The organism is Vibrio sp. CUB2, from assembly GCF_001557945.1.
Classification (GTDB): Bacteria; Pseudomonadota; Gammaproteobacteria; order Enterobacterales; family Vibrionaceae; genus Vibrio; species Vibrio owensii.
The window spans coordinates 14,284-33,200 of sequence record NZ_LNRB01000008.1; the positions used below are offsets into that span (position 1 = coordinate 14,284).

Below are 18,917 nucleotides of genomic sequence, written 5' to 3' on the forward strand. Positions count from 1 at the left end.
TAATGATAATGGTTCGCATTAAATAACCTTTATTTGACGAAGACAAGCAACCGAGCATTTGTAGGATTAATTACCACTATGTCGAAAATGAATAATAATATTCTTTACCATTCAGCCTCAGTTGAGCCATATATTTCCTTGAACAATGACTTGACCCAATTACACATCGGGTCGTTATGATAGCGCTTATGCCAGTATAAATAGACCGACTCACTGTCCATTCGAATCGCTTTTGGTACGGTTTTGGTGATCAATTTTCTTCCCTGACAAGCGTCTTGTGCAAACGGCGTTGGCAAGTGGAAAATCACATCCGTTTGCTCAGCAATCGCTGGTGCGGCATTAAAGTTTGAAAGCTGAACAGGAATCGATAATTGGCGTTTTTTATCCACCACGCCAAGCTCAACAAAACGGTGATAAATCGACAGGGTTTTGCCACCTTGAAGTGAGATTTGACCGAAGTTGCAATCGAGCAGCATCTCCACCGTCAGTTCCTCAACATGGGCAAGTGGATGAGTTTCGCTCATTAGGAATCGGTAGTCGCGATTGGCAATTTTCATGCGGTACAAATTCTGCTCAGAGCTAGGTGGCTCGGCGGTTGAGAGCACAAAATGTACATCCCCTGCGATCAGCGCATCGAAATGGCGTTTCGGGATGGAATCGATATCGACAATCATGTTCGGCGCTTCTTCACGGATGCGAGAAACAATTGGTGGCAGTAAGAAAATTACCTGTGGAACCAAGCCGTAAAAACGGATCGTACCGTTGCTCTTTTCTGGCACAAATGACTGGCCGTACATCAGCTTTTCTAGCCCAGTTAACACCGTGTTCAAATCTTGCTTGATCACTTCCGCTTTTGGGGTCAGTTCATAGCCGTGTGCAGTACGTACTAACAGCTCATCGTTGAACAAGTTTCTGAGTTTCTGTAAAGAGCGGCTCACCGATGGTTGGCTCATATTGAGCGATACCGCGGTGTTGGAAACATGCTTCTCTTCAAGTAGGTGTTTGAGAATAAACAATAAGTTCAAGTCGACTTGAGCTAAATTCATTTTTTGAATACTCACTATTCCGCTAATTCTGTTGCTGCATATAGACTATCTGCTAATGTGTCTGCAATCAATAATCATTCTTATTTGATTTTAATCAAATAAGTTATACCGCTTTACGACTAATCTCGCGCTCTATTTTTTAAAGCATTATTTGCTTTTAAGGCACTCTTGCGAGATTGCATCGCACCTTTTGGAAATCATTATGTTTGGTAAAACTTCTCTTCGCGTAGCAACGGGAGCTTTGCTGCTTGCATTTGCTCCTATGGGGGCAATGGCTAAAACCTACCAACACAGCTTGGGCACAGTAGACATTGATGGCGTACCACAACGCGTCGTTGTATTGGGCTACGGCAGTTTAGACTACATTGATGCTTTGGGCGTAACACCCGTCGGCATGCCAAAGACGCTACTGCCAAAGTCTCTAGAAAAATTCCAAATCGACTCGTTCGCAAATACGGGTAGCGTGAAAGAAGTGAACTTCGAGACGCTGTTTATGCTCAAGCCAGACTTAATCATCGCAGAAGGTCGCATGGCAGATATCTACAAAGATCTGAGCGACATCGCGCCAACTTATATGTTCCGTATCGACACTACCGACTACTGGAAAACAACCCAAGAACACTGGCGCACGCTGGGTGACATCTTCGACAAAGAAGAGCAAGCAGAGCAGTTGATTGAAGGTGTTCAAGAACAAATTAATCACCTACACGCAAAAGTAGAAGCTCAGCCACCACGCACACTGACCGTCTCAAACAGCGGTAACAGCTTGGCGATGTTTGGCACTAACAGTCGTTTCTCATTCGTGTATGAAGAAGCAGGTTTTGCAACGTCGACTTCTGAGAACGTGAAATCTGTACCACGTACTCACGGTAACTTGATTTCATTCGAATACATTGCTGATGCGCAACCTGAGGTACTGCTTATCCTTGACCGCGAGCAAGCAATTGGTCAGAGCAGCGGTAAAGCAAAACAGCTGTTCGACAACGATCTTGTCAAGTCCACACCAGCGGCGAAAAACAACCGCGTGCTGTTTATGGACCCAGCGGCTTGGTACTTAACCGCAGGTGGTTACCAATCGACGCAAACCATGATTAAAGAGCTGAACCAAGTCATTGCTAACTAACAAATTCGGTTCAATCTCACTCTAATCGATGACCTTTCCCACTTCACGGTGCGAAAGGTCATTGTTGTTTTTATCACCCTATAAATACACCATGAAATTACATCATATCTTGGCTTTTTTATTGCTCGTCGTACTCGCCTGCGCCTCTTTGCTGGTTGGGGTGGCGAACGTTTCTCTCTCGCAGATTTTGGCCGGTGACAGCCACAGTTTGAACATCTTGCTGGTTAGTCGATTACCTCGCTTGTTGGCCATCGTCTTAGCTGGGGCAGGCTTGAGTATCGCTGGTTTGATCATGCAGCAGATCGTGCAAAACCGCTTTGCTGCCCCATCCACCACGGGTACGGTCGATTGGGCGATGTTCGGCTACATCGTCGCGCTGATTCTGTTTGCAGACATGAGCAGTTGGGTACACCTGATCACCATCTTCGCGTTCTCTGTGATTGGTACGGTGATCTTCGTGCGCTTCTTACAACGTTTGAAGTTTAAGAACACCGTGCTCGTCCCACTGATAGGCATCATGTACGGCAACGTGGTTTCATCCATGACCACTTTTATTGCCTACAAATACGACCTAGTACAGACCCTTGGTTCATGGACGGTGGCTAACTTCGCATCGGTATTGCGTGGTAACTACGAGTTCTTGTATCTCGCTCTGCCAGTCTCGGTTCTGGCTTACGCTTACGCCAACCGCTTTAGTGCGGCGAGTGTGGGCGAGAGCTTCGCAAAAAACATTGGTTTGAACTACCAGCGCATTGTTTTGGTCGGTGTCATCCTTGTCGCTGTGCTGTCGTCATCGGTAGTGATGATCGTTGGTATGATTCCGTTTCTCGGACTTATCGTGCCAAACCTTGTCTCACTGTTCATTGGTGACAACATGCGTCGCAACTTACCTTGGACCGCATATGCAGGTGTGATTTTGGTGCTTACTTGCGACATCCTCGGTCGTCTTATCATCTTCCCTTACGAGATTCCAATTTCGATGATCATCAGCATCTTGGGTGGCTCAATCTTCATTTACCTAGTTCTGAGAGACAAATCGAATGCGTGATTCTATGAAAGTAACGCTGCTGGCAATTGCGGCGGTTTTGATTTGTGCGGTGTTCATTGGCAAGGGCTTAACTCCAGATAACTACCAGTTCTTCTTGTCACGTCGCATCCCGAAAGTGCTGGCGATTGTCTTGGCAGCGATGGCGATTTCGTCGTCGTCACTGATTTTCCAGACCATCACCAACAACCGAATCCTCACCCCTTCGATTCTGGGTTTTGATTCCATGTACGTGATGATTCAAGTGCTGCTCGTAGTAATGTTTGGCGGCTTGAGTGCTTTGGTCATCAACAGCAAGCTCAACTTCGTGTTGTCGACTGGCATCATGATTGTGTGTGCGATGACTTTGTTCAGCTTCTACTTCCGTGGTCGTCAGCGCAACATCTTCACCTTGTTGTTGATTGGTATCGTACTGAGCAGCTTGTTCAATAGCGTCACCGGCTTCTTCACTATGATCACCGACCCAGATGAGTTCACCTTCATCCAAAGTTCGATGTTCGCCAGCTTCAACAACATCAACAGTGAATTGGTGTACTGGTGTGTGGCTCCGATGCTGCTATGTGGCGCGTACCTAATGCGTATTGCCCACAAATTGGACGTAATGTGGCTTGGCGTCGATAACGCGAAAAGCCTAGGTGTGGATACCCACAAACTGACCATGCAAGTCATGTTCATCATCACTTTGATGGTGTCTATCTCGACCGCATTGATTGGTCCAATTCTGTTCTTTGGCTTGATTGTTGTGGCTCTGGCTCGCCAAATCTTCACTGGCTATCAGCATCGCTTATTGATTGTCGCAAGCTCAGTACTGTCAGTTGTGCTGCTGTCCGGCGGTCAATGGGTGGTTGAAAACCTGTTCGATTTCGACACCACCATCAGCGTTATCATCAACTTTATCGGCGGCGGCTACTTCTTGCTTCTGCTTATGAAAAACAAATTCGATTAAGGGTTTATCACATGATCCGTATTCAAGGTCTTAGCAAAAAATACAACGAAAAATACGTGGTAAAAAACGCCGATGCCCTTTTTCCACTTGGTAAAGTAACCAGCATTATTGGTCCCAACGGTGCGGGTAAAAGTACCTTGCTGTCGATGGCGAGCCGACTAACAGAAAGCGATGCTGGTAGCGTCGTGATTGGTGATAAGCCGCTTGACCAATGGAATACCGAAGACTTGGCAAAGCGCCTATCAGTGCTGCGCCAATCGAACAACATCAACATGCGCTTTACGGTGCGTGACTTGGTGGCGTTTGGCCGCTTCCCATACTCGCAAGGTCGTCTAACAGAAGAAGATCACCGCATCATTGATGAATCGATGCAGCATCTGGAAATCGACCATTTGAAAGATCGCTTTATCGACCAACTGTCTGGCGGTCAGCGCCAAATGGCGTTTATTGCTATGGTGGTGGCGCAAGATACCGACTACATCTTCTTGGATGAGCCGCTGAATAACCTCGACATCAAGCACTCCGTCGACATCATGAGTACGCTACGTAAGCTTGCGGAAATGAAGAACAAAGCCGTAGTGATCGTGATTCACGACATAAACTTTGCGTCTTGTTACTCTGACCATATCGTGGCGATGAAACTTGGTGAAGTCATTAAAGCGGGCTTGGTTGAAGAAGTGATTGATGCCGAAGTGCTGAGCGATATTTACGAGATTCCATTTATCGTGCAAGAGATTAACGGCAACCGTATTTCGTTGTACTACCGACGTTAACGTAACCAATCTGATTCCAAAGGCGGCCTCGTGTCGCCTTTTTTAATTTTGGTCAATGAAGAAGCGCTAAACACGGAAAAGCGGTGTGTCTCGGCGGCAATAATGATACTGTACTGAACAGTTTTATTTAGGTTGATTTAGTTATGCGCGCATCTACTGAAAAGAAAAGAACTCGAATCATCGAAGTGGCAACCGAACTGTTTATTGAACAGGGTTACAAGGACACGTCACTCGATCAAATCGTTGCAATTTGTGGTGGTTCAAAACAGACCCTGTATCGTTACTTTTCCAACAAAGAAGGGTTGTTTGTTGAAGTGCTCGCGCACAACACCAAGATCAGCCTAGAGTCCGTTTTCCAACTTGCCGATAAACAGAATGAACCACTCAGAGAAACCTTAGAAGACTTCGCGAAGAAGTATCTACGAGGTATTTGCTCTAACCCAATCCTATCGCTTTATCGCATCATCTCTGCTGATTTTAATAAACATGACTCGGTTCCAAATCAGTTTTGGCAAACTGGGCCGCAGCGCATTCACCAGTACTTAATTGAGTTTCTAAAAACCGACACCATCAGCCAGCAACTTAACATTGACGATGCTGATTTAGCCTGCGGTCAACTACTCGCGCTGATCAAAATGGATTACCAGAACATGGCACTGATGGGCTTTGATTTCTTAAGCGATGAGGAATTGGATTCGCACACCCAAAAAGCCGTGGCGGCATTCCTTAAGCTTTATCAGCGATAAGAACCTCAAAACTAAAAAAACAAAGGGAGCACATTGGCTCCCTTTGTTTTTTTACGGCTTAGCTACCGAGTTGTTTGGCTGGCAATTTGCTCTGTTTACATAACCTCAGTGCGCTTCTTGTTTTGCGGCTAGCTTCTTACCAATCAACAAGATTGGCGCAAGAGCAAAAATAGAGACAATAAACATCACCAACGAATTGCTCAGTGCTAATGTCGTAGCTTGCTCTTTCACAACCGCACTAATTTGGCTCATCCCAAGTGCCGGATTAGGTAAGCGACCATGAGTCAGAATCGCACTGCTCAATGCCTGTTCATACGCCGCAAACACATGGTTTGAACCGTCCAGAGTGCGACCGATTTCGCCCGAGGCTTGCGCGCTGTGGCTTTGAATCACACGAGAGAAAAACGCCCCGCCAATCACTCCGCCCATGGTTCGGAACAAATAGAAGTTAGCAATACCTTCTAATCGCTGTCCTACTTGGAAGTACATAAGCACCGCAATCGTCACCGACACATTCAACAAGCCAACACCAAAACCGCGCAGCAGCATTGGGATGGGTAGTGACTCTGTGCCAACAAAGCTTGGCAGTTGGCTGAACTCGTGCACCGACAGCAGAATCATCAGCACACCAAAAGGCACCACTGCATCCGCTAAAGGGCGGCGGAAGTAATACACCAATACACTTACCAGCATGCCGACCAACATGGCGTAAAACGACGGTAATTGTGCATAACCCGCATTGAGGCTGTTGTAGTGCATCGCCATTTTTAGGAAGTTGGCAAACAGCACTGTACTTGCCATCACGGCAAAGCCCGCAAGAAAGGCGTTATACATAAACACGTTGGTCTTTAACTTACCGTGCAATTGCATCGACGCAGTATCCAATTGGCGCGTTTTCACCAACTGATACACCGCCAACAAAGCTAGTGCCGCAGCCACTGAAGAAGCCTGTACAAACCAGTCTGAATCCAACCAGTTGTAGTAGCTGCCACGCATCAGTAGGAACACCACCAAACTCATCGTTAACGCGAGTACAAGGTACACCGAACCTGAAGACTTTGGCTTAGTTTCAATCTCAATCGCCTGAGGCCTATACACGCCGATCATCACTAGAGCTGAAAAGTACAACCAAGCCGAGGCAACGTTCAAAAACGACCAATCAAACACTTCGACAATCTCAGCCACCAACCACGGATAAGCGCCCATTGGTAACAGTGTTGAGAAGATCAGTGTCAGCGCAATAATCGCAGGCAACCAACGCTGCTCAAAGGTATTGAGTAGATAAAGATTCACCACCACCAATAACATGCTCATGAAAAAGCCGCTTACTAGCCAAGTTAGCGTAAACAACAAAGCATGCTGACCAGTCCAATAGAGCACAAGGTTCGTTCCCAAACCCACCAGCAATGCAGAATGCAATGGCAGTGACGTACCAAGCTTACGCACCAAGATAGGGGTAAACATAAACCCCAACACTTGAGTAATCATAAAGCCGATTTTCACTAACTCGACTTCATCTGCGGACAAACCGGATGTGGCTGCCATCTCGTGGGACAACTCGGTAAACATCACCGAATTGATTCCAAAAGCCGCAATGGCGAACAGCGCAAAAATCAGCAATGGTGAACGTGTTTTCATGGCGATTAACCTTGCGTTGCGGTCTCAATCGACACTTCAGCCGACAAGCCAGGATAGATGCGCTGTTTAAGCTCTTGTGGGATATCCAACTCGATACGCACTGGCACACGCTGTACTACTTTCACAAAATTACCGGTCGCATTTTGCGGTGGCAATAAACTAAACTGCGCGCCTGTTGCAGGGGTGATAGAAGATACACGACCATGCAACGGATGATCGGGGAACATGTCTAACACCACTTCTACATCTTGCCCTTGTGCGACGTTCTCTAGTTGAGTTTCTTTGAAGTTTGCCTCAATCCAAACGTAATCCGGCACCATCACAATCAAACCCATGCCCGGTTGAACAAACTTACCGACTTGCACTTGTCTGTCTGCCACATAACCATCAAATGGCGCTCGAACGATGGTTCGCTCAAGGGCGATATTCACCAATCTCAGGTTCGCTTCGGCTTGCTTACGTTGCGCGGTTAGCTGCATCTTTTCTGTTACTAGCGCATCGAGCTGCTTCTGTTCAGCGGCTAGTGCTAGCTTGGCAGTTTCAAGATTGCTGCTCGCTTCAATAGAACGCGTTCTTTGCGCTTCAAATTGGTTCTTGCTCACCGACTGCTTTTGTACCAAGCGTGAAAGACGTTTGAACTCCGCCGCTTGATGTTCCGCGTTCGCACTTGCACTGTGAATGCCCTGCTTCGCCTGCTCAATCTTTACCAACTGCATTTCGGTTTTGGTTTGGTTTGCGGTCAGCGCAGCTTTTGCGACATCTAACGCTGACTTCGCGATTTCTTGGTTGGCAACGAAGTCTTCATCATCAATCGAAAACAGTGGCGCACCTTTGCTGACCCACTGGTTATCTTCGACAAAAAGTTGGCTTACCTGCCCACCGACTTCCGGAGAAATCGCCGTCACATCCGAGTGAACATAAGCGTTATCAGTGGTCACCGTATTTGGTTGGTATAACGCACAACCTGCAGCGACTAACGAACCAATAACAAGCGACAACGCAATGACTTTCTTCTTCATTTTTGAAACCCAACTTAATGATTTTTACAAACTGTACTGTACCGTACAGTTTTAGTAAAGATACATTTGATCATTGATAAGAAGAAAAGATCCATCTCACTGATTTTTATCGATCTTATTTGATGGCCACTTTTGGATGAAAGAGGAGGAGTTGGAGGGCTATCGCGAGAAAAACAAAAAAGGCGACACCGAGGTCGCCTTTTGATTATGAAGAAATGCTTCGAGATTGAAGCCGGTGAATCACGCTTATTGTTGCGCTACCGTCGCTTGTGGTTTGGTTGAGCTTGTGTAATCGAAGTCAAACACAATGCCATCTTTGGTTACGTCCAAAGCCATACCACCGATAAGCTCACCTTGCAGGCTCATCTTCACGTCTTCCGGCACTGGCTCGCCAGACACTTCCGATGCTGTTTCAATCACTTCCAGTACGCGGTCTGAGTCCATAGTGAAGCTCAATAGACCATTGGCCGTTAGCGGCTGAGCCATGACTTTCTCACTTGCTGCCGCTGCTGCCTCACCACTATAAAGCGTTAGGTGGCTGCCGTTTAGACGAGCAAATACATCCATTGGTTTACCCGCGTATGGTTCAAGCAGACCACCGATGTTCACTGGTTGGTTATCCGGTTGGATTTGAATCTGTGCCAACTCTGGCATGAACATTTGTGCCGTTTGCAGCAGCATGTTTGGATCGTCCGCTGAGATAGAGAAGATCGCATCCAGCTGACCTAGCTCAGGTCCGTATTGGCCATTCATGTTCACATCAAGACCGAACATTTCCATGCTCAAACCTTTCAGGCCATTTGCCATACCCGCGCCCATGCTAATCGCCGGAGCTGGGTTTTGGCCACGCATGTCATTTTGCGCTTGCGCTAGGATTGAACACTGGTACTCAGGGGTTGTTAAATCTGTCCAGATCTTACCAATCGCCGGAGCCAACGTTGCAACGTCTAGACCTAATGCCACACTAAACATGCTCTGCTCACCATTTGATTCCGCCAAGACACCGCGCACTGATTGTAATGCTTCAAGAATCACTTGGTTTTTCGATTCAACAACAAAGCTGCCGTTGATGCGAGCTTTATCGTCACCCGCACTGTACTCGGCAAACGCGACCATTTGCGGCCAGTTTTCAGCGATTTGAGTGAACTCAGTGTGACACGCAGGAGAACGCAGTTGCTCTAGCGTTGGGTCAGAGTCGGCCATCTTCAGTTGGCGCGCCATTCTGTTGCCATCAAGTGTCGTTAGACCTTTAATGATTTCGCGGATGTCGAAAATACCGAATGAGTTGTTGCTCGCACCGTATTTAGTTTGTACCGCTTCAAGGCGGCCAGAATCGACAATGCTGCTCTTCGGAGATTCAAGACCAAAAGCCAGTTTAAGTGGGTTCTCAACACCAAGTTCAGGAATGTCGAAAGTTACGGTCAGCACGTTGTTAACCACTGCCACTGCCAGACCAATACCCAATTGTGGGTCTTGCGAATCTGTTAGCTCGTAGCGGCGGAACTCAACCGTATCTAACTTAACAAATTCGTGTTGAATGCCAGCAAGTTGCTCTTGCTCATCCAAGGTTTTCCATAGTGCCGCAGGGTTCTCTAGCTGTACCTTGTAAACAGGAACAAGGCCTAGGGTGTACATAATTGGGCTCACCATATCGCCCGTACCCAAGAAGGCTTTTAAGCTCTCAGGAGAAGACGCCGCTGCCATGTACGCATCCAAGAAGTTAACCGCAAACTCTAAACCAGGAGTCAGATCTTCTTCTGCGAACAGTTCTCCCATTGGTGGCTGCTGCGACGTGCCGAATGCGTTCATGTATTCGTAGTGATTAAAAGGTTCCGTTTGGTAGGTAATCAACAAGGTATCCGCTGGAACTTGGGAAAGTAGCGAGGTTGAAGATTCACCTTGGGCAAGGTTATTTTGGTACACATACGCGGCACCACCTGCTGCTGCGACCACTGCAGTAGCTAATAATAGTTTTTTCACGACCAACTCCGTTGTCTTAGTTTTATTTCCTCAAACCAACAGATTGGTTTGAGTGAGCATTAAGCCCCGAATAAATGCTTAGGAAGGATGACAATTTTCGGCATTTATTCATCTGCAATGCCATGATAAACGGCCTAACAGAGTTATCAATTTGCTGAATGCCAATTTCTTAAGATATCCAACATTTATAAGATGAACCGTGAAGTGGGTTAAATTGCGCGACCACACTATTAGCAAGTCACTCAATAAAATTTCATAAATGCTATACCCTATCGGCCAAAATCCACGCAATATTAAATCCAATTACCGATTTTTCTCTATTGTCTGAAAACAGCTCACGACCTGACATTTTCGTCGATTCCTCCTCTAGAAGACGGTCGTACTTTTACTTAAAGTCAGAGCTATCAATAACGAATGTTGAACGTCTATCGCGCCATTAATCACCATGAAAGATCAGCTGACTATCTCTATTTCCAACATCAATGGCTCTAAGCATTGGTACTTCAGCAAAGCCATGCAGCGCAACTTTAAAACGGGCTTGGTGGCATTTATTTTGGGATTAACCGCAACCGCTATCTTGATCAATCATCTTTACTCTCAGGTCGATGACGCCGTACTTGAGCAAGCAAAGTTAACCGAGCAATCGCGCAGTATGGGTCAGGAGTTAAGTGAGCTAAAGGCTCTGAAATCAGAGCTTGAGAATGACCTCTCAGAGCGAGAAGAACGCGTTCAATTGGTCTCGGAGCGTTTAGGTGAATTGGAGAAAGTGCTCGGTGTCGCCAACGAATCCAACACTGAAAGTTTGGATGCGCGCTTTGATACTGCAGCTATCACGTCTAATGTTCGAATGGTAATGCTCAACCAGATCCCAAACGGCTCTCCAGTCGGTAAAGCACGGCTTTCATCAGGGTTTGGCAAGCGCGTTCATCCGGTTACCAAAAAAACAAAAATGCACCGAGGATTAGATTTTGCGGTTAACACTGGTACCAAAGTGTATGCCTCTGCTGATGGCGTAATAGAGACCACACGCCGAAGTAGCAAAGGGTATGGAAACTTATTGCGTATACAGCATTCCTTTGGCTTTTCGAGCGCTTATGCCCACTTGAAAGAGTTCAAAGTCAAAACCGGTGAGTTCGTCAAAAAAGGCCAGCTCATCGCCATTTCTGGTAACACCGGGCTCTCTTCTGGTCCTCACCTTCATTATGAAGTGAGATTTATTGGAAGAGCCGTAAACCCAAGGCCATTCGTGGATTGGAACCTCAATAATTTTGAAGACATCTTTACCAAGGAGCGAAGAATACGATGGGAATCTTTAATCAAAACCGTGGAACAACGAGTGGCTCATCAGCTTCAACTCTCATCGCCAAAGGCTGTTCTGTTAGCGGAGAGCTCAAAGTAGAAAGCGATATTCAGGTTGATGGCATCATCGAAGGCCAATTGCACGTAGAGGGCACATTGGTCGTCGCAGAGAGTGGCCGTGTTAAAGGCGACATCTACGCCAAACAACTGATCGTCAATGGCCTGCTTGATGGTAACTGCCATGCAGAGCACATCCAAGTGTTAGCAAAAGGCCGTGTCAGTGGCAAAATCTGGAGTAACAACCTGAGTATCGAAGCGGGCGGTAAGTTCTTCGGAGAGGCTGCAGAACTACCAGAAAAAGAAGTGGTGACGCTAAAAGACAAGTCCACTGAAACCAATAAAACGGACAAGTCACAAGCTCGCAAAAGCGCGTAATTAAGAATATCAAAAAGGGCACTGACTGTGCCCTTTTGAGTTGTTGCGATTCGTACGTTAAACCAAATTAGAATTCGTAGAACAAGCGAACACGTGCGCCGAAATCGTCTTCTTCTTTAAACGCTTCGCTTGGTGAGTTCGCGCTAAGATCGTTGGTAACGGTTGTGAAGTAAGAACCCAGTAGCACTGAGAAGTTCTCTACCTCTAGCACGTCCGTGAACTCGTAAGAAGCGTAAAGCGTCGATACCTTCACATCGCCTTCTGCCCAGTCTTTGATCTCTTTGTTTTCGTATTCGTTCAGCGCGTAAACGTAACCAATACCTAGCCCTTTCCACAGTGCGTTAACCCCTGTCGAGAAGTTGTTTTCGTCAACCGCATCTAAGTAAGCCACGTTTGCATTCACCGACCAATCACCGCTGGTCCAGTTACCTGTTAAGCCGTAACCAGTACGGTCAGAAATATCAACACCTTGGTCGGTCACCACCGCATCAGAAACGAGGTTGGTTTCCATCGAGGCTGCTAGGCTGAAATCACCCATTTGGTAAGCAACAACAGGGCGTACTAAGAAGGAGTCTTTGCTGCTTGTAATGGCTTGACCATGGTATGTTCCGCCATCGGTACCTTCATGGAAAAGATCCGAACGGTCACCAATCATGGTGCTCAGTTCCAGATAAAGATTGCCGAAGCTTTGGCTGTACATCAGCTGACCATCAGATCCGCGGCCGCGCGCTTCTTTCATCTGATAGGTGTAAGCCGAGCCATCAGTGTAAAGCTCGTTAGAGGTATCACCTGAGTACTCTAGGAACACATCCAAACCAACAGGGAACATATCATAAGCTTCAAAACGACCCGCTTTGATTGCCCAACTGTCTTTCTTACCGAACTCGAAGTATGCGTCATCAAGATTTACGTCGCCCGTGCTTTCAAACAAAGGCTGCGCTTTCACGCCAACGTAGTGACCGTTGCTTGTGAATTTCTCACCGGCAAACTCGATCAGTACACGACCATCTTGGTTGAATTCTTGATCGCCAGAATCATTAGACTCACGATCTTGGTAGTTGAAGTTCAATTCAACGTCGCCGCCGATAGAAAAGTTACCGTCTTCGTTGTCGATAATGCTGATGCCCGCATTTGCCGATAGTGCCGTGCATACGCCGATGGCGCTCAGAGATAGTTTCAGTGCTTTGTTCATGTTAAACCCTATATGTATTAGATTTTATTGTGTAAATGTGCTGATTTTAGAGACAGAAAGCCCCGCCCCTTCTTATTAAAAAAGAAAGACTTAGTAAGATTTATTGTTGTTATTTGAGTATCCCCTAACCGTCGAAAATCTCGAGGTTAGGAAAATTTGGAATATTGAGAATTAAGCAGATTGCTGCGCGACCAGCTCCACCGCTTCACGCGTTAGCTGAGCCAGTTCTTCCCACTTGCCCGCTTCGATAAGTGTTTTGTCGACCATCCACGTGCCACCGCACGCTAGCACTCGCGGTACGGCAAGGTAGTCTTTAATGTTCGAAGGATTGATACCGCCAGTTGGCATGATTTCCACATCACCATAAGGAGCCAACAGTGCTTTCACCATATTGACGCCACCAGATGCTTCTGCTGGGAAGAACTTCAATATTGTCAGTCCCACTTCTAACGCCGCTTCAACTGCACTTGGGTTGTTCACACCAGGTACAATATCAATGCCAATCTCTTGGCAAGCTTTAACGGTGTTAGGGTTAAATCCCGGAGAAACCACAAAGGTTGCCCCCGCTTCTTTAGCTGCAGTAGCTTGTTCACGATTGAGCACTGTGCCTGCCCCAATCAGCATGTCTGGCTGCGCCTCACGCAATAGACGAATGGCCTCGACAGCGGCATCGGAGCGAAACGTGATTTCGGCTGCTGGCAGACCGTTTTCTGCCAAAACTTTACCCAGTGGGACGATGTCTTCCGCGCGATCAATGGCGATCACTGGGATCACTTTTAACGCTTTCAATTGAGCTTTTAAATTCGACATGTTGTTTCCTGTAAATCTATTTCTTGAACTGGGCAATCGCCGCATCGGTTGCCGCTTGTGGGATGATGGCGCCTTTGTGCTGAATAACGGTGCCTGCAAGGGTATTACCATTCATGCACGCTTGTTTGATGTAGCCGCCCGACAAGTAAGTCGCGAGGAAGCCACCGTTAAATGAATCGCCTGCCGATGTAGTATCGATAACATTGTCTATGGGCGTTGTTGCCACAGAGTAAGGCTTAGATGCATTTGAATCCGCAACTAAACAACCTTCTGCACCGAGCTTAACCACCACATTTTTCACTCCTTGCATCTGCAAGCGCGTGATTGTGTCGTGCGCCGTTGCATCACCCCAAATAAGCTGCTCATCATCGAAAGTGACCAAAGCCAAATCTGTGGTTTGATACATGGCTTGGTAGCATGTTTGAACGGTCTTCATTTGGTCTTGCGGCCAAAGTGCTCGGCGGAAGTTACTATCAAAAGCAATCTCAACACCCGTAGCTCGCAAACGACTCAAAAGCGCAAGCAGTTGGATACGATCTTGCTCAGGCAGAATCGCTAAGCTAATACCACTAACAAACACCATATCAACTTGCTTGAGTGACTCCGCCACACGTTCAAACTCAGCGTGTTGCAGCAAGTAGCGCGCTGCCGATTGATTACGCCAGTAAAGAAAAGTGCGCTCGCCTTGGTCATCCAACTGAATCAGATATAGGCCCGGCGTGCGCGTTTCGTGTCTCAAGACTAGCTCCGTAGCCACACCTTCTTGTTGCCAACGCGCCACCATGCCGTCACTCAGTGGATCTGTCCCCATGGCAGTGACGTATTGCACCTGCACTTGCGGTGATGCCTCTAAGGCTTGGCTGCAACGGCTGAGGTAAACCGCCGCGTTAAGGGTGTCGCCACCAAACGTCTGCTGCATGTCGCCAAACGGCTTGCCGTTCAACTCGATCATGCATTCGCCAAGTATTGCGATTGTCTTCATAACAGTTCTTTTAAGCATGCTGAAGAGACCTGTCGTAAATGGACACGACAGATCTACATAGAGAGAAGAAAGGGATTATTTATTATCGATGCGTACAAACATCATGGTCATTGCGAATGACAGCGTGAACACGCCAATCACACCCAATACCGCTTGAACAAAGTTCTGAGTACCACTTGCCAAGTAAGCAGGCAGGCTGAATACCGAAGATAGGATGTAGCTTGTTAGGTGAGTATCGATAGTCACTGAAATCGCGCCTACGATACCCGTTGCCAAGCTCGCCATGAATAGTGCTTTAGTGTACTTAGTCAGTACGCCGAATAGTGCTGGCTCTGTGATGCCAAGGATTGCGGTCACACCCGAGCTTACGGTTACTGAAGATTGCTCTTTGCTTGCGTATTTACGTTGCTTGTACCAAATCGCCATCGTCGCGCCTGCAATACCTAGGTTACCCAGACACATAATTGGCATCAGCAAATCTTTTCCGTACAGCGCGAAGTTGTTCAAGCTGATTGGCGTCATGCTGTGGTGAATACCAAACACAATGGTAATTGGACGAGTTAGACCAAACACAAAGCCCGTCAGCGTTGGTGAGATCTCTAATAATGAGCTCACTACCCAACCTGCGCCGTTACTTAGCCACATCCCCGCAGGGGCTACAACAGAAAGTACGAGAGTCGACGTCACAGTGAAAGCAAGTAGCGGCGTGAATACTGGTTTGGCAGAAGCAGGAACTAACTTATCTACCATAGGGGTGATTTTAGACAGAACCCAAACCGCTAGAATCGCAGGTACGATCGCGCCGCCGTAGTTAAGCAGCTCAATTGGAATCACACCAAATACGTTCAATTCCGGTGCATTGCCAGCTTCAGAAAGAATGGTCGCTTTTTCCAATAGTTTTGGCGACATCATCGCCGCAGCCACTGCTAACGCAATGTATTCGTTCACTTTAAACACTTTCGCCGCAGAGAAAGAGACCAACATAGGTAGGAAGAAGAACACCGCGAGAGAAATCGAACGGAAGAAGAAAACGGTATCTGAGCTTTCTGAAATCACGTTGGTCGCAATTAAGCCCGATAGCAGCCCCATCAACATGCCCGAACCCGCAATCGCCGGTACGACAGGGCCAAAGATGCCCGCCACCACGCGCATTGCGTTTTGGAATAGCTTGCCTTTCTCTTGCTCGATTTCTGCATCTTCTGGTGCTGCACTTGCTCCGGACAAGGCTAAGTACCATTTTTCAACGTCGACACCGATGATCACCTGCGTCTGACCTTGTCCAAGCACCACGCCTTTTACGCCTTGAATTGCTTCAAGTTTTGCTTTGTCGGCTTTCGATTCGTCCACCAGCTTGAAGCGCAAGCGGGTCATGCAGTGGGTAATGTTAGCAATGTTCTCGTTGCCGCCAAGTGCCGCGACCAATTCTTGTAGTTTCATGCTAAAGCTGTCTGCCTTACCTGACGACGCATCGCCAGTTGCCATGTTTGTTTGTGTCAATTGCATCATACTTTCCTATGTGCTTTGTCTGCTCATTCACTGCGCTCATCTTAGCTACTGGAGGTATTTATCCAATCGACAAATTAGTGATTAAACTCACATTAAAACGGCTAAAAATTAAACTTTCGGCTTTTTTCGCCAATTGGTTCGTTTTTCTTGCCGAATTCAAAACAGGAACGAACCAGTTAAATTTAAGCATAATTTACCGCTTGTAATTTGTATTTTTTCACGCTTATATAAAATAAATCCTGTTAACTAGAGATAGTTTGAAGTGAACAAAAATACCATATCAAATATTGAGTGCGTGATTACCAAGCCAGACAGACATAACCTGATTACTGTTATTGTAGAAACAGAATCTGGTGTAACGGGGTACGGTTGTGCGACATTCCAACAACGACCATTGGCAGTAAAAACCATGGTTGATGAATATCTTAGGCCATTATTAATTGGTAAAGATGCAAATAATATTGAAGATCTGTGGCAAATGATGATGGTCAATGCATATTGGCGCAATGGCCCAGTGATCAACAATGCTATTTCTGGTGTTGATATGGCACTTTGGGATATTAAGGCAAAAATAGCCAACATGCCGCTTCATCAATTATTTGGTGGTAAGTCTCGTGATGCTATTCAAGTATATACGCATGCCACCAGCGATACGATGGAAGGCTTGTATGAGCAAGTCGATAAATACTTAGAACAGGGTTATCAACATATTCGTTGTCAGTTAGGCTTTTATGGTGGTGTGCCAGAAAATATTCAAACGGCGCAAAACCCAACCCAAGGTTCTTACTACGACCAAGACCAATATATTGAAAACACGGTAGAAATGTTCAAAAACCTACGTGAAAAATATGGCAAGCAATTCCATATTCTTCACGATGTACACGAGCGTTTGTTCCCGAACCAAGCGATTCAATTCGCGAAGCAAGTCGAGCAGTATAACCCGTTCTTTATTGAAGATATTTTGCCGCCAAGTCAAACAGAATGGTTGGATAATATTCGCAACCAATCGAGCGTATCTTTGGCTTTGGGTGAGTTGTTTAACAACCCTGAAGAGTGGAAAGCGTTGATCATCAATCGCCGTGTCGACTTCATCCGTTGCCACGTGTCGCAAATCGGTGGCATCACACCAGCATTGAAACTCGGTCATTTCTGTGAGAGCTTTGGCGTTCGTATTGCTTGGCACTGCCCACCAGATATGACGCCTATTGGAGCCGCAGTGAACACTCACTTAAATGTGCATCTACACAACGCTGCAATTCAAGAACATGTGAAATACAAAGCCAATACACAGCGCGTCTTCCCGAACGCAGCAGAGCCAATCAACGGTTACCTATACGCATCTGAAATTGCAGGTATCGGTGTGGAGATGGATCGCGAAGCGGCACAAGACTTCCCTGTTGAATACCGCCCACACGAATGGACGCAAAGTCGTTTACCAGACGGCAGTATTCACACGCCTTAATGCCTCATTTGTCCTAGCGATGGCGTTAAATGCAGACCTAAAAAAACGACCGCTACTCGCGGTCGTTTTGATCTCGGTAGTTAAGACTCTCGGGATTAAACTTGGTGTGATAAGTACACTGGTAATTAATATCAATAATATCGCTCACCACAAAGACTTCACCTGTTTTTAAGAATCCTCGATTAGTAATATTCATCGCGGAACTATTACGTTTACAACCCAATAAATCCGCATCTTCTTTAGAAACATTAATTGCTTGATAAGTGGTTAAATAACTGTCGATTTCTAAACCTAAAGACAACACGTGTTTCTGTAATGAACTCTCAATAATCTCTTCGGTAATTTTAGGAAACATACTTACGGGTAATTTTGTTTCCTCAATCTGTGTCACTTTACCCTGAATTAATCGCAGACGTTTAATATTCCACAGATATTCATCTTCCTCGATATAAAACATCTGCATTTCATGCGTAGTCGGTAGACGTTTATTCAGTTTTATTTTCTTGTATGAAATCTCTCCAAATTTATTTTCAGTGACCGAATTATAGATGAGTGGCGAACCAATAATTGAGGTATTAACGAAATAACCCGAACCTACTTTGGATTTCACAATACCAATCGCTTCAAGTTTGGACAGCGCCTTTCGTACCGAAAAACGAGAAATATCATACTTTTCCGCCAATTCACGCTCAGACGGCAACTTCACATCGATGACGTTTTGGCAAATTTTACTGATGATATCTTGAACTAATTCTTCGTATTTCTTCATAAGCATTCAATTATTATCGACAATGGGTGATTTATACCATCTTTTACTTATCAATATAATCCAAATACCGAAACTTAGAAGCAAAATAGAGAATGCGCGCACCTTATTTTATTTCCGAGTGATTATTTACTTAGCATTCACTATAA

General features: G+C 46.2%; 17 protein-coding genes. 8 read left to right on the forward strand and 9 right to left on the reverse strand.

Annotated elements, in window-relative coordinates:
• Positions 1 to 104: 104 nt before the first annotated feature.
• Entirely contained in the window at positions 105 to 1,046 is a 942-nt protein-coding gene (locus ATB78_RS14125; RefSeq protein ID WP_005434330.1) for a LysR family transcriptional regulator, read from the reverse strand.
• Between the two features lie 202 nt (positions 1,047 to 1,248).
• On the opposite strand from ATB78_RS14125, the gene ATB78_RS14130 reads away from it, so the two are divergent.
• The 5 genes from ATB78_RS14130 to ATB78_RS14150 all read left to right on the forward strand — a co-directional run bounded on the left by ATB78_RS14130 (position 1,249) and on the right by ATB78_RS14150 (position 5,679).
• Entirely contained in the window at positions 1,249 to 2,169 is a 921-nt protein-coding gene (locus ATB78_RS14130; protein WP_081096597.1) for a siderophore ABC transporter substrate-binding protein, read from the forward strand.
• Between the two features lie 91 nt (positions 2,170 to 2,260).
• A complete protein-coding gene (locus tag ATB78_RS14135; RefSeq protein WP_005429179.1) occupies positions 2,261 to 3,217 on the forward strand; it encodes an iron chelate uptake ABC transporter family permease subunit in 957 nt (318 codons plus the stop codon).
• Positions 3,210 to 4,160 carry an iron chelate uptake ABC transporter family permease subunit gene (locus ATB78_RS14140; RefSeq protein WP_061008966.1) on the forward strand — a complete coding sequence of 317 codons (951 nt, stop codon included), beginning with the start codon at positions 3,210 to 3,212 and terminating at the stop codon, positions 4,158 to 4,160. Before ATB78_RS14135 ends, ATB78_RS14140 begins: the two co-directional genes overlap by 8 nt.
• A gap of 11 nt (positions 4,161 to 4,171) precedes the next feature.
• Positions 4,172 to 4,933 carry an ATP-binding cassette domain-containing protein gene (locus ATB78_RS14145; RefSeq protein ID WP_005449633.1) on the forward strand — a complete coding sequence of 254 codons (762 nt, stop codon included), beginning with the start codon at positions 4,172 to 4,174 and terminating at the stop codon, positions 4,931 to 4,933.
• 143 nt (positions 4,934 to 5,076) lie between these two features.
• Positions 5,077 to 5,679 carry a TetR/AcrR family transcriptional regulator gene (locus ATB78_RS14150; RefSeq protein ID WP_009706559.1) on the forward strand — a complete coding sequence of 201 codons (603 nt, stop codon included), beginning with the start codon at positions 5,077 to 5,079 and terminating at the stop codon, positions 5,677 to 5,679.
• 105 nt (positions 5,680 to 5,784) lie between these two features.
• On the opposite strand, the gene ATB78_RS14155 is transcribed toward ATB78_RS14150, so the two are convergent.
• The 3 genes from ATB78_RS14155 to ATB78_RS14165 form a co-directional block, all read right to left on the reverse strand.
• On the reverse strand, positions 5,785 to 7,317 hold the full coding sequence (locus tag ATB78_RS14155; protein ID WP_061008967.1) for a hypothetical protein: 1,533 nt from the start codon (positions 7,315 to 7,317) through the stop codon (positions 5,785 to 5,787).
• A 5-nt stretch (positions 7,318 to 7,322) separates the two neighbouring features.
• Positions 7,323 to 8,336 (reverse strand): HlyD family secretion protein, encoded by a 1,014-nt coding sequence (locus ATB78_RS14160; RefSeq protein WP_061008968.1) that lies wholly within the window; start codon positions 8,334 to 8,336, stop codon positions 7,323 to 7,325.
• Positions 8,337 to 8,582: 246 nt separating this feature from the next.
• Complete coding sequence (locus ATB78_RS14165) at positions 8,583 to 10,316, reverse strand: hypothetical protein (RefSeq protein ID WP_061008969.1); 1,734 nt, start codon at positions 10,314 to 10,316, stop codon at positions 8,583 to 8,585.
• A gap of 445 nt (positions 10,317 to 10,761) precedes the next feature.
• On the opposite strand from ATB78_RS14165, the gene ATB78_RS14170 reads away from it, so the two are divergent.
• The gene (locus tag ATB78_RS14170; protein WP_061008970.1) at positions 10,762 to 11,715 is read left to right on the forward strand and encodes a M23 family metallopeptidase; all 954 of its coding nucleotides are present in this window, start codon (positions 10,762 to 10,764) and stop codon (positions 11,713 to 11,715) included.
• Positions 11,619 to 12,050 carry a polymer-forming cytoskeletal protein gene (locus ATB78_RS28465; RefSeq protein ID WP_080642206.1) on the forward strand — a complete coding sequence of 144 codons (432 nt, stop codon included), beginning with the start codon at positions 11,619 to 11,621 and terminating at the stop codon, positions 12,048 to 12,050. The genes ATB78_RS14170 and ATB78_RS28465 overlap by 97 nt, the downstream gene beginning before the upstream one ends.
• A 67-nt stretch (positions 12,051 to 12,117) precedes the next feature.
• Here the strand turns inward: ATB78_RS28465 and ATB78_RS14180 are convergent, their stop codons facing one another.
• The 4 genes from ATB78_RS14180 to ATB78_RS14195 form a co-directional block, all read right to left on the reverse strand.
• The gene (locus ATB78_RS14180) at positions 12,118 to 13,242 is read right to left on the reverse strand and encodes a carbohydrate porin (RefSeq protein ID WP_039974016.1); all 1,125 of its coding nucleotides are present in this window, start codon (positions 13,240 to 13,242) and stop codon (positions 12,118 to 12,120) included.
• A 171-nt stretch (positions 13,243 to 13,413) separates the two neighbouring features.
• Entirely contained in the window at positions 13,414 to 14,052 is a 639-nt protein-coding gene (locus ATB78_RS14185) for a bifunctional 4-hydroxy-2-oxoglutarate aldolase/2-dehydro-3-deoxy-phosphogluconate aldolase (protein WP_061008971.1), read from the reverse strand.
• Positions 14,053 to 14,068: 16 nt separating this feature from the next.
• Positions 14,069 to 15,034, reverse strand: a complete 966-nt coding sequence (locus ATB78_RS14190; protein ID WP_061008972.1) for a sugar kinase — start codon at positions 15,032 to 15,034, stop codon at positions 14,069 to 14,071.
• Between the two features lie 75 nt (positions 15,035 to 15,109).
• A complete protein-coding gene (locus tag ATB78_RS14195) occupies positions 15,110 to 16,516 on the reverse strand; it encodes a PTS transporter subunit EIIC (RefSeq protein ID WP_227742621.1) in 1,407 nt (468 codons plus the stop codon).
• Between the two features lie 286 nt (positions 16,517 to 16,802).
• Between ATB78_RS14195 and ATB78_RS14200 the strand changes: the two genes are divergently transcribed.
• Positions 16,803 to 18,002 carry an enolase C-terminal domain-like protein gene (locus tag ATB78_RS14200; RefSeq protein ID WP_061008973.1) on the forward strand — a complete coding sequence of 400 codons (1,200 nt, stop codon included), beginning with the start codon at positions 16,803 to 16,805 and terminating at the stop codon, positions 18,000 to 18,002.
• A gap of 52 nt (positions 18,003 to 18,054) precedes the next feature.
• Here the strand turns inward: ATB78_RS14200 and ATB78_RS14205 are convergent, their stop codons facing one another.
• Positions 18,055 to 18,771: a GntR family transcriptional regulator gene (locus tag ATB78_RS14205; RefSeq protein ID WP_061008974.1), complete on the reverse strand. Its 717-nt coding sequence runs from the start codon at positions 18,769 to 18,771 to the stop codon at positions 18,055 to 18,057.
• Positions 18,772 to 18,917 lie beyond the last annotated feature (146 nt).